Consider the following 11,606-nt stretch of genomic DNA (forward strand, 5'->3'; position numbering starts at 1 on the left):
ACCGAATTCGTCGCAGGATCGACCTGGCCGGAGCAGACGTGGCTGACCTCGGAAGCATCTTCAAGGCATACGACGTACGCGGTGTGATTCCGGACACCTTCAACTCCGACATCGCCCATGCGATCGGTGCCGCCTTCGCCCGGGTGGCCGGCGGACCCGCGGTCGTGGTCTCCCACGACATGCGCCCGTCCTCGCCCGAACTCGCCCGGGCCTTCGCGGACGGCGTCACCTCCCAGGGCGTGGACGTGGTCTTCGCCGGGCTCGGCTCCACCGACCTCCTGTACTACGGTTCCGGCTCCCTGGACCTGCCCGGCGCCATGTTCACCGCCAGCCACAACCCGGCCGAGTACAACGGCATCAAGATGTGCCGCGCCGGGGCCGCGCCGATCAGCGCCGAGACCGGCCTGGCCGACGTGCGCGGGCTCGCCGAGGACTTCCTGTCCGGCGCGAAGGACCCGGACGCCCACGAGGGGCCGAAGGGCACCGTCACCGAGCGGGATCTGCTTCCCGGGTACGCCGACTACCTGCGCGAGCTCGTCGACCTCTCCGGTTCCCGCCCGCTCAAGGTCGTCGTGGACGCGGGCAACGGCATGGGGGGCCTGACCGTCCCGGCCGTCCTGGAACAGGGCCTGCCGTTGGAGGTCGTCCCCCTGTTCTTCGAACTGGACGGCACCTTCCCCAACCACCCGGCCAACCCGCTGGACCCGGACAACCTGGTGGACCTCCAGGCCAGGGTCCGTGAGACCGGTGCCGACCTCGGCCTGGCCTTCGACGGCGACGCCGACCGCTGCTTCGTGATCGACGAGCGCGGCGAACCCGTCTCCCCGTCCGCGGTCACCGCGCTGGTCGCCTCCCAGGAGCTCAAGCGCGAGCCCGGCGGCACCATCATCCACAACCTCATCACCTCGGCGGCGGTCCCCGAGATCGTCACCGAGCGCGGCGGCAAGCCCGTCCGCACCCGGGTCGGCCACTCCTTCATCAAGGCGACCATGGCCGAGACCGGTGCGATCTTCGGCGGGGAGCACTCCGCCCACTACTACTTCCGGGACTTCTGGAAGGCCGACACGGGTATGCTCGCGGCCATGCACGTCCTGCGTGTCCTGGGCGCGGACGAGCGTCCGCTCTCGCGGATCACGCAGGAGTACTCCCGGTACGCGGCCTCGGGAGAGGTCAACTCCAGGGTCGCCGATGCCGCTGGTCGCATGGCCGCGGTGCGCGCGGCGTTCGTGGGCAGGGACGGGGTGACCGTCGACGAGCTCGACGGCCTCAGCGTCACCCTGCCGGACGGCGCGTGGTTCAACCTGCGCGCCTCCAACACCGAGCCGCTGCTGCGACTCAACGTCGAGGCCCCTGACGACTCCGCCGTGACGCGCCTGCGCGACGAGGTCCTGGCCCTCGTCCGCAACTAGCCCGCGCCGACACGGCCACCACACGAGGAACGAGAACCATGAGCACGAAGATCGACGGCTGGCTGCTGGAGATCCTGGCCTGCCCGAAGAGCCAGGCCCCGCTCCGCCACGACCCGGAGACCGACGAACTGGTCTGCGACGAGAGCGGCCTGGCCTACCCCATCCGCGACGGGATCCCGGTCCTGCTGGTGGACGAGGCGCGCACGCTCTCCTGAACGGCGGGAAAAGGTTGGGTGGGCGACGGAACGATCCCGGCGTTTCGGTAGTCATATCCGGTACGCCCGGGTGAGGGGACACCGTCGGGGCCGCGGCTGACCGCGGCCCCGCCCGGCGTCCCGTGCCCGTTAACCTGATGCTGCGCCCCCGCTCAGCCCACCTCCGGAGGACATCGATGCCCGGTCCCGAGTCGCTACTGCCGAGCGACCCCTCTTCGTTCGGCGCCTACAGCGTGACCGGACGTCTCGGGAAGGGCGGCCAGGGGGTCGTCTACCTCGCCGAGGACGGCAACGGCGACGAGTACGCGGTCAAGGTCCTCAACGACCAGTGGTCCGCCGACGCCGACCTGCGCAAGCGGTTCGAGAAGGAGGTGCGGGCCGCCCAGCGGGTCGCGTCCTTCTGCACGGCGGCGATCATCGACGCCCAGCTCGACAGCGAACCGCCCTACGTGGTCAGCGAGTTCGTGCCGGGCAAGGACCTCCAGGAGACGGTGGCCAAGGGCAAGGCGGTGCGCGGCGCCGCGCTCCAGCGCCTGGCCGTCTCCACCGCGACGGCGCTCGTGGCCATCCACAAGGCGGGGATCGTCCACCGCGACTTCAAGCCCGGGAACGTGCTGCTGGGCCCGGACGGGCCGCGGGTGATCGACTTCGGTATCGCCCGGGTCGACGACGGCACCGCCACGATGACCAACTCGATCGTCGGTACGCCCTCCTACATGGCGCCGGAACAGATCGAGGGCCGCGGGATCACCGACAAGTGCGACATCTTCGCCTGGGGCTGTGTGATCGCGTTCTCCTCGACCGGGCGCGCGCCGTTCGGATCCGACACCGTCCCGGCGGTCGTGCACCGCGTGGTGAGCGCTCCGCCGGACCTGGACGGGGTCGACGAGGCGCTGCGGCCGATCGTGGAGTCCTGCCTCGACAAGGACCCGAACCGCCGCCCGAACGCCCAGACCCTGCTCATGCGGCTGCTCGGCCACGACGCTCCGGCCCACCCCTCGAACAGCGCAGACGACGCCCTCCAGCAAGGCGAACGGGTGGCCCAGACCGGAATGCTCAACGGCAACCAGCTGCCGCCCGTGCAGTACCCGCAGACCGGCGGACAACCGGGCATGGGTCACCCGCCCGGCGTGTCCGACCCGCGCCCGTTCGGCGCGCACCCGGGGACCTCCAACCCCCGCCCGGGGCAGGTCGGCCACCCGATGAGCTCGGACCCGAGGCAGGGTGGGTTCGCGGCACACCCGGGCATGTCCAACCCGAGGCCGGGCGTGCCGGGGCCGCACCACCAGCCGCACGCCGTGCAGCAGGGCGCCAACCCGATGATGACCGGGGCGGCCAACCCGAACCAGACCTACACGCAGCGCCAGCAGCCGCACCAGCAGCCGAGCCAGCAGGACTCGATCCTCCAGCAGGGCTGGGTGATCCCGGCGGTGCTGGTCACCATCATCATCCTGTTGCTGATCCTGCTGATCCTGGGCCTCAGCGGCTGACGACAGGGTCCTACTCCGAGCTCAACCCCGGGTGAGCTCGTCGACGGCGCGCGACACCGCCTCGTCCACGAGGTCCCGCACCTGCGGCCAGCGGTCGTCCACGCAGTCCGTGGGCAGCACGGTGACGCTCTCGCTCCGGGACATCTCCAGCGCCCGCCGAACCCCCGCAGGGGTGACCAGGCGCGCGTTCGCCGTCACAGCCAGCACCCCCGAGGGCGGGCTGCCGACGTCCCGCACCACCACGTACAGGGCCATCGAAGCCCCGTCCGCGACCAGTTCCAGGCAGGTCCACCAGTGCGCGGCGGTCCCGCCCCGGCCGCCGTCGCCCGAGGTCACCGTCGCGGTCGCCGCCGGGTCCAGGGCGCTCAGCAGGAGCGCGACCGAGCCGCGCCGGGACCGCACGTGGTCCAGGACCCGGCGGCGCGTCACGGCGGTCAGCGGGGGGACGGGCCGACCCGTCGGGGCCACCGTCTCCGGATCCCACGCGAGTTCGTCGCGCAGGGCCCCGGTGACCAGCCGCGCCACGTGGGAGACCAGGGGCGCGAGCTCATCCTCGGGGTCGCGCTTGTCCACCGGGGCGGGCGGAGGGGTGCCGGGGTCCAGGAGCAGCGGGGGCAGGTCGGCCCGCTGGAGGACCCGCGAGGCCAGCACCCAGGGCAGGGCCCAGGTCGCCCCGCCGCCGTCCGGCTCCTCCCCGGAGGCCTCGGCCGCCACCCGCACGCACTCGGCGTAGGTGTGCGCGGCCCGCACCACAGGGTGGGCGGGGACGGCCGCGGCACGGGCCAGACGGAGCGTGTGTTCGGTGGACAGCGCGGTCCGGAGCGGGCGCAACGGAGGGCCCTCGTGCGCGTTGCCCCGGCGCTCCTCTCCGGCGGGGAGTTCGGCCACCCGCCCGGCAAGGGCGGCGACGTGGGGCCCGGTGATGGGTTCTCCGGACCCGGGCTCGCCATGGAGGAGCAGGTCGGTGAGGTCGGGTCCGCCGCCCCACTCCCGGACGCGGTCCCGCGTCAGTTCCCGTCGCGCGGCCCCGTGTTGCCGGTGGGGCCGGTCCTGGCGCCAGTTGGCCCAGACGTTCCGGAGGAGGTCGACGTCCCTGAGGTCTTCGCGCACGCGCTCGGGGAGTGTCTCCCAGGCCGTGTCGCCGAGTTGGCTGTCCACGGTGTCATCCGTAGCCCGTGGACTCTTTGCCAAAACATGCCGAACGCCAGGTGCGGGTGTCCAGTGACGGCCGTGGTCCCGGGTCAACCGGAGTTGTTGTCGCGCGTCCCGGTACCGGTGGGCGTGGGCCGTCGGGAGTGCAGCAGGCGCATGGCCTTCTCCTTCTCGAAGTCCAGGGCGCGGGTGGGGGCGGCGGCCAGCCTGCCCAGGCGTTCGCCGTGCGCGCGCACCCGGGCCAGCACCTCGGGTTCGGCCAGGACCCGCAGCGCGAAGGCGAGCGCGGCGGGAGGGATGTCGAACTCGCGTTCCAGTTCCAGCCCACCCGCGATCGTGCGCAGGTCGTCGTCCGTGAACCGGCGGTGTCGGTGTCCCCGCCCGGTGGGCTGTTCCTGGGTGCGGGGGAGCAGGCCGAGACCCTCTCGGTAGCGCAGCATGCGGGCGGTGCTGCCGACCCGTTCGGCTGCCGCGGAGATGGGGACCGGTGCGTCCTGCGGTCCGTGCGCTGTGGGGTCGTCGTCGAGGGCGGCCATGGAGGTGACCCTAACCCAACACCGGAGCCACATCGCGCAATTCTGACATCTCTGTGTGAGGTTTGTGTGCGGAGGGTGGTCGCGGGCCTAGAATCGGGTGGCAACCATGACTTGACGAGTGAGGAACGCATGGCTTTCGACTTCAAGGTCGCCGATCTCTCCCTGGCCGAGTTCGGCCGCGACGAGATCCGTCTCGCCGAGCACGAGATGCCCGGCCTCATGGCCACCCGCGCCGAGTTCGGCGACAGCAAGCCCCTCACGGGCGCCCGCATCATGGGCTCCCTGCACATGACGGTGCAGACCGCCGTCCTCATCGAGACGCTCATCGCCCTGGGCGCCGAGGTCCGCTGGGTCTCCTGCAACATCTTCTCCACCCAGGACCACGCCGCCGCCGCCGTGGTGGTCGGCCCCGACGGCACCGTCGACGACCCCAAGGGCGTCCCCGTCTTCGCCTGGAAGGGCGAGACGCTGGAGGAGTACTGGTGGTGCACCGAGCAGGCCCTCACCTGGCCCGGCGCCGAGGGCCCCAACATGATCCTGGACGACGGCGGCGACGCCACCATGCTCGTCCACAAGGGCGCCGAGTTCGAGAAGGCCGGCGCCGTCCCGGACCCCTCGACGGCTGACAGCGAGGAGTTCGAGGTCGTCCTGACCCTCCTCCAGGAGAGCCTCAAGAAGGACTCCACCAAGTGGACCACCATCGCCAAGGACATCAAGGGCGTCACGGAGGAGACCACCACCGGTGTGCTCCGCCTCTACGAGATGCAGCGTGACGGCAGCCTGTCCTTCCCGGCGATCAACGTCAACGACTCCGTCACCAAGAGCAAGTTCGACAACAAGTACGGCATTCGCCACTCGCTGCCGGACGGCATCATGCGCGCCACCGACGTCCTCATCGGCGGCAAGGTCGCCGTGATCTGCGGTTACGGCGACGTCGGCAAGGGATCGGCCGAGGCGCTGCGCGGGCAGGGCGCCCGCGTCATCGTCACCGAGATCGACCCGATCAACGCCCTCCAGGCGGCCATGGACGGGTTCCAGGTCACCACGCTGGAGGACGTGCTGGAGGTCGGTGACATCTTCGTCACCACCACCGGCAACTTCAACGTGATCATGGCCGACCAGATCCTGCGCATGAAGCACCAGGCGATCGTCGGCAACGTCGGCCACTTCGACAACGAGATCGACATGGCCGGCCTGGCGAAGGTCCCCGGGATCACCAAGAAGGAGATCAAGCCGCAGGTCCACGAGTGGACCCAGGAGAACGGCAAGTCCGTCCTGGTGCTCTCCGAGGGCCGTCTGCTGAACCTGGGCAACGCCACCGGGCACCCCAGCTTCGTGATGTCCAACAGCTTCACCAACCAGGTCATCGCGCAGATCGAGCTGTTCACCAAGCCCGACGAGTACCCGACCGACGTGTACACGCTGCCGAAGATCCTCGACGAGAAGGTCGCCCGTCTGCACCTGGACGCGCTCGGCGTCAAGCTGACCGAGCTCACCAAGGAGCAGGCCGCCTACATCGGCGTGGACGTGGCCGGGCCGTTCAAGCCCAACCACTACCGCTACTAGGGGCGAGTCGTTCCACAGATGACTCCTCCCTCACACGAGGTGGCGGACCTCGGCCTCGCGAAGGCCGGGGTCCGCCGTGTGGCGTGGGCCGAACGCTCCATGCCGGTCCTGCGCAGCGTCCGCGCCCGGTTCGCCGAGGAACGTCCGCTCGACGGGCTCCGGGTGGCCGCCTGCCTGCACGTCACCGCCGAGACCGCCAACCTGCTCCGCGTCCTGCGCGCGGGCGGGGCACAGGTGTGGCTGGCCGCCTCCAACCCGCTGTCCACGCAGGACGACACCGCTGCCGCCCTGGTCGCTGAGTACGGGGTCGCCGTGCACGCGTGGGCGGGCATGGACACCGCCGCCTACGACCGCAACCTGGTCACCGTCCTGGAGTCCCGGCCGCACCTGCTGCTGGACGACGGCTGCGACCTGGTCAACACCGCGCACGTGGGCCGTCCCGAGCTGCTGGAGGGGGTCCTCGGCGGTTGCGAGCAGACCACCACCGGCGTGATCCGGCTGCGCAGGATGAGCGCGGAGGGCGAACTCCGGCTGCCGATGGTCGCGGTCAACGACACCCGCACCAAGCGGATGTTCGACAACCGGTACGGCACCGGGCAGTCGACCGTGGACGGGGTCCTGCGCGCCACCAACACGCTCCTGGCCGGGCGGACCGTCGTCGTGGCCGGGTTCGGCTACTGCGGGCGGGGCCTGGCCGAGAGGTTCCGGGGCATGGGCTCCAACGTGGTCGTCACCGAGGTGGACCCGGTCAAGGCGCTGGACGCCGTGATGCAGGGGTACACGGTCGCCACCATGGAGACGGCCGCCCCGGTCGGGGACGTGTTCGTCACCGCCACCGGGAACCGCGACGTGATCCGCCGTGAACACCTGGAGGTGATGCGCGACGGGGCGATCCTGGCCAACTCGGGCCACTTCGACCTGGAGATCGACCTCAACGCGCTGGAGTCGCTGTCCGTCACCGTGGACCGCGGCGTGCGCGAGCAGGCCGACGAGTACGAGTTCGCCGACGGCCGCAGGCTCCTGCTGCTCTCCGAGGGGAGGCTGGTCAACCTGGGCGCCGCCGAGGGCCACCCTGCCGCCGTCATGGACATGTCGTTCGCCGTTCAGGCGCTCACCACCGAGTGGCTGGCCAGGGAGCACGCCACCCTCGCCCCCGGAGTGGTGGAGGTGCCGGAGGAGACCGACAACGAGGTGGCGCGTCTGGAACTCGCCGCCCTGGGGGTGGGCATCGACGTCCTCACCCCCGACCAGGAGGCCTACCTCAGTTCCTGGCGCCCCTGACCCCGCCCGGCCTGGCCGGGGTTCATGGCTTCCAGGCTGCGCCGACGGCGCTCGGCCAGCACGGCGGCGAGGAAGTACGGCGGGGTGGTGCCCAGTGGTGGGAGCGGGCTGATCTGCGAGGCAACCGAGTCGGCGAGCTGGATGCCCATCTCGTGGCGGGTGTGCTCGGCCAGTTCGGCGTAGCGCAGGACGTACTGGCGCGCGGCGTTGGCGGTCTCCGGGGACAGGCGCGACAGTTCGGTGGTCGCGGCCCAGGCGGCCAGGTGCGGCGGCATGGGGATGGCCACGTCGCGGCGGCCGCCGGTGCGCTCCTCCACCACCATGGTCCCGGCCACGAAGTCGCCGACCCTGCGGCCGTCCCGGTTGAGCATCGAGGTGATCAGGGCGATCACACCCATGGTCATCCACAGTTCGACGAACCCGGAGAGCGCACGGGCCAGGGCCTGCCGGAAGCGTTCGGGGGAGCCGTCGGTGCCCACCACCCGCAGTCCCAGGGCCATCTTGCCCAGGGAGCGACCGCGTGAGATCGACTCGAACGCGGTGGGGTAGCCGACGATGACGAGGATGGTCGAGGCCAGCGAGAGCGCGCTGGTCGCGGCGAAGTCGACGCTCACCGCGACCCAGTTGACGATCAGGCTCAGGGCGATCAGTGTGATGACCTGCACGAGGAAGTCGATGGCGATCGCCGCCGCGCGCGTGGCGAACCCGGCGGGGCGCAGTTCGAGCACCACCGCGTCACCCGTGACCAGCGGCGTCACGCCGTACACGTTGTCACGGGTCTCGCCACCACCGGGATAGGACACCAGTGCACGCTCCCTTACCGGGTGTCTGAAACCGTCTCCCTGACACTACCCGCCAGCGCGCGGCCGTGTTCTCACCCGTCTCGGAGGCGGTGACCGAATCCAGTAATGTCCCTTACGTGGATATCGACGTGTTCGCCGCCGCGCACGCCCAGGAGTGGGAACGACTGGACGAACTGGTGCGTCGGCGCCGTTCGCTCACAGGTGAGGAGATCGACGAACTCGTCGAGCTCTACCAGAGGGTGTCGACCCACCTGTCGGTGGTGCGCTCCTCCGGGCACGACCCGGAACTGGCCGGTCGGCTGACCTCGCAGGTGGCCCGGGCCCGGTCCGCGGTCACCGGTTCGCACGCGTCCTCGTGGACCGACGTCACCGGGTTCTTCACCCGGGTGTTCCCGGCCGTGCTCTACCGGCTGCGCTGGTGGTGGATCGGTGTGACCGCCGGAACCCTCGCCGTGGCGACGGTCACCGGGGTGTGGATCGCCACCAACCCGGAGGTCCTGGCGGCCCTGGGCACCCCCGAGTCCATCGCGCGCTACGTCGAGCACGACTTCGCCAACTACTACGTGGAGAACCCGGCGGGTTCCTTCGCGGCCCAGGTGTGGACCAACAACGCCTGGGTGGCGGCGCAGGCGATCATCTTCGGAGTCGCCTTCGGCCTGCCCACCATCGGTGTGCTGTTCCTCAACGCCGTCAACCTCGGGATGGCCGGGGGCATGATGTTCGCGATGGGGCGCGGCGACGTGTTCTTCGCGCTGATCCTCCCGCACGGCCTGTTGGAGATGACGGCCGTGTTCGTCGCCGGCGGGGTGGGCCTGAAGATCGGCTGGTCGCTGATCTCCCCGGGTGAGCGGACCCGTCTGCGGGCCCTCGGCGAGGAGGCCCGCGCGGCCATCGCGGTGGTCCTGGGCCTGGTGGTGGTGCTGTTCATCTCGGGGTTGATCGAGGGCCTGGTCACCGGGTGGATCACCAACACGTGGATCGCCATCGGCATCGGTGTGGTCGCGGAGGTCCTGTTCTTCGTCTACGTGTTCACGGTGGGCAAGAGGGCCTACCAAGAGGGCGTGTCCGGCGACATCGAGGACGCCCCGGCCGCCCTCCCGGTGGCGGGCTAGCCGGAGGCGGAGTTTCCCGCGTTCCGTGGTTCCGGACGGGGTACCCCGTCCAGCCGTTCACGGACCAGCTGGGTCTGGGGGTGGTCCTCCCCCAGGACCCGGCGGCGGGTCTCCAGGACCGAGAGGAAGTGCGTCCGGGCGACGGAGGGCCGACCACGGCGCAGCGCGAGCAGGCCGAGCTTGTAGGTGGCGTTCATGGTGAGCCGGTGCTCGCGGCCCAGAAGGCGCTCGCGGGTCCGCTCGACCTCCCGGAACAGCTCCTCCGCCGCACTGAGGTCGCCCTCGTGCATCGCGGCGTAGCCCAGGGCGTCCATCGAGGCCAGCGTCTCGACGGCCTCCGGGCCCTGGATCCGCAGCCTCGTCCGGAGGATCTCCTCGTGCTGTTCCCGGGCGGAGGCCCAGTCGTCCCGCATCCCGGCCACCAGGGCGATCTGGTGTCGGGTGTCCAGAGTCCGGGGGTGTTCTGCGCCCAGGGCCCTCCTTCGGTCCTCCAACAGGGCCGAGTACTCTCGCTCCGCCTCGGAGACGTGCTCCTGGAAGAGCAGCCCCTCGGCGATCAGGTGCCGGGCCTGGAGGGTGAGGGGGTGATCGGGACCGAGCGCCTCCTCAGCGGTGCGCCGAGCGGCGCCCGCGACGCCCTCCGCCTCCGCGAACTGCCCCAGCTGGATGTGGGCGGTGGCCTCCGCGAGGCCCGTCTCCGCCAGGAAGGCGGGACCGAGGACCGACACGCGGGAGGCCAGGGCGTTGAGCGCGGCGAAGGCACCCAGCTCGAACCACGGGTCCTCGTCGACCTGACCGGCGAGGAGTTCCGCGACCCCGACGACCAGGCGCGTGTCGTCCGCGCCGAGTCGCGCACGGACCGTCTCCGAGACCAGCGGGTGCAGTCGCAGCCCGACCTCTTCGTGGCGTTGGTCGACCTCGACCAGCCCGTGGACCACCAGGGCGTTCACCGTTCGGGCGAAGGCCGCCTCGTCCAAGGGCTCCTCTGAGGGGGCCAGGACGTGGCCGAGCAGCCCGGAGAGCGGCAGCCTGCGCAGCGGCACGGTCCGACCGCGCGGGCCGAGCAGAGCCAGGGCCCGCAGCACGGCCTCGGCGTGCGGGTCGCGTTCACCCACCATGCGCAGGGACAGCTCCCACACGCCGGAGAGCAGGCGGCGTTCACCGTCCTCACCGGTCACCAGTGGTGCGGAGAGTTCGTCGAGCCGAGCGAGGTCCTCGTCCAGGTGCGCCAGCAGGGAGTTCGGGTCGGGGAAGAGGACCCCGTGGGTGGCGAGGATGCGCCCCGCCAGGAAGAGGGCGAGCGGAACCCCGCCGAGGCGCGCGGCCAGCTCCTCCGCTCCGGGCAGTTCCCGCTCTCCCGCGTGGTCGACGAGCGCGTTCACCGCGTCCCGACCTTGGAGGGAGCCGACTCGGTGCACCGTCGCGGGCGCCCACAGCGCGGGGTCGTCCACTCGGCTGGTGACCAGGACGAACCCGCCCGGGCTGGACCGCATCCAGCCGCGCTGCTCGCCCGGGCGGTTCTCCGGGTCCAACAGCTCCGGCTGGTCGGCGTTGTCGATCACCAACAGCCAGGGACGCGGAGAGGCGTCCAGGTGTCGCCAGACCCAGCGCGCGGCCTGGCGGGGAGCCGTCCTGAACCGGTCGGCCTCCTCACGGGTGCCGCCGAGTTCCACGGCGACCTCCAGCATGCTCGGCAGGATCGTGTCCGGGCGCACCCAGAACACCGTCCACCCCTCCGTGCGGGCGTGCTCGGCGAGGGCGGCCGCCACGGTGGTCTTGCCGAACCCGCCGGGCCCGGTGAGCACGTGCGGAACCGCGTCCCCGCCGTGCATGCCCTCGCGCAGGGTCGTCAGCAGGTCGTGGCGCCCGCGTACGGCCGTGGCGGGGCGCGGGGGGTCGAGGGAGACGTCGGGCACCGGGGCGGCCGCCGGGGCGGCGTTCACGGTGACGCCACCGTGGATGTCCCGGGCCTGGACCAGGTGCCCGTACACGGGTCCGTCGGCGCGGTTGCGGGCTTCGGGGGGAGGGGCCATGGGGCACAT

10 protein-coding genes are annotated in these 11,606 nt (G+C 71.3%); 6 read left to right on the forward strand and 4 right to left on the reverse strand.

The genetic code is table 11. From position 1 onward, the window contains the following. Positions 1–38 precede the first annotated feature (38 nt). From BDW27_RS15670 to BDW27_RS15680, 3 genes are all read left to right on the forward strand, one after another. Positions 39–1,409 (forward strand): phosphomannomutase/phosphoglucomutase, encoded by a 1,371-nt coding sequence (locus tag BDW27_RS15670; RefSeq protein ID WP_110049896.1) that lies wholly within the window; start codon positions 39–41, stop codon positions 1,407–1,409. 38 nt (positions 1,410–1,447) lie between these two features. Further along, positions 1,448–1,624 carry a Trm112 family protein gene (locus tag BDW27_RS15675; protein WP_017542448.1) on the forward strand — a complete coding sequence of 59 codons (177 nt, stop codon included), beginning with the start codon at positions 1,448–1,450 and terminating at the stop codon, positions 1,622–1,624. A gap of 176 nt (positions 1,625–1,800) precedes the next feature. After that, positions 1,801–3,114: a serine/threonine-protein kinase gene (locus tag BDW27_RS15680; protein WP_110049898.1), complete on the forward strand. Its 1,314-nt coding sequence runs from the start codon at positions 1,801–1,803 to the stop codon at positions 3,112–3,114. A gap of 21 nt (positions 3,115–3,135) precedes the next feature. On the opposite strand, the gene BDW27_RS15685 is transcribed toward BDW27_RS15680, so the two are convergent. Both BDW27_RS15685 and BDW27_RS15690 read right to left on the reverse strand, forming a co-directional pair. Beyond that, positions 3,136–4,272, reverse strand: a complete 1,137-nt coding sequence (locus BDW27_RS15685; RefSeq protein WP_110049900.1) for a hypothetical protein — start codon at positions 4,270–4,272, stop codon at positions 3,136–3,138. Between the two features lie 83 nt (positions 4,273–4,355). Beyond that, positions 4,356–4,802, reverse strand: a complete 447-nt coding sequence (locus BDW27_RS15690; RefSeq protein ID WP_017542450.1) for a MerR family transcriptional regulator — start codon at positions 4,800–4,802, stop codon at positions 4,356–4,358. 129 nt (positions 4,803–4,931) lie between these two features. On the opposite strand from BDW27_RS15690, the gene ahcY (BDW27_RS15695) reads away from it, so the two are divergent. Both ahcY (BDW27_RS15695) and ahcY (BDW27_RS15700) read left to right on the forward strand, forming a co-directional pair. After that, positions 4,932–6,368: an adenosylhomocysteinase gene (gene ahcY, locus BDW27_RS15695; RefSeq protein ID WP_110049902.1), complete on the forward strand. Its 1,437-nt coding sequence runs from the start codon at positions 4,932–4,934 to the stop codon at positions 6,366–6,368. 18 nt (positions 6,369–6,386) lie between these two features. Continuing rightward, positions 6,387–7,649, forward strand: coding sequence for an adenosylhomocysteinase (gene ahcY / locus BDW27_RS15700; protein ID WP_110049903.1), 1,263 nt, complete (start codon positions 6,387–6,389; stop codon positions 7,647–7,649). On the opposite strand, the gene BDW27_RS15705 is transcribed toward ahcY (BDW27_RS15700), so the two are convergent. Continuing rightward, positions 7,625–8,452 (reverse strand): RDD family protein, encoded by an 828-nt coding sequence (locus BDW27_RS15705; RefSeq protein ID WP_017542453.1) that lies wholly within the window; start codon positions 8,450–8,452, stop codon positions 7,625–7,627. The two genes, ahcY (BDW27_RS15700) and BDW27_RS15705, sit on opposite strands and share 25 nt — an antisense overlap. Positions 8,453–8,568: 116 nt before the next feature. Between BDW27_RS15705 and BDW27_RS15710 the strand changes: the two genes are divergently transcribed. Then, a complete protein-coding gene (locus BDW27_RS15710; RefSeq protein WP_110049905.1) occupies positions 8,569–9,564 on the forward strand; it encodes a stage II sporulation protein M in 996 nt (331 codons plus the stop codon). Here the strand turns inward: BDW27_RS15710 and BDW27_RS15715 are convergent. Further along, positions 9,561–11,597, reverse strand: a complete 2,037-nt coding sequence (locus tag BDW27_RS15715; protein WP_110049907.1) for a tetratricopeptide repeat protein — start codon at positions 11,595–11,597, stop codon at positions 9,561–9,563. The genes BDW27_RS15710 and BDW27_RS15715 overlap by 4 nt on opposite strands. Positions 11,598–11,606 lie beyond the last annotated feature (9 nt).

It is taken from the genome of Nocardiopsis sp. L17-MgMaSL7 (genome assembly GCF_003182025.1).
GTDB classification, from domain to species: domain Bacteria; phylum Actinomycetota; class Actinomycetes; order Streptosporangiales; family Streptosporangiaceae; genus Nocardiopsis; species Nocardiopsis prasina.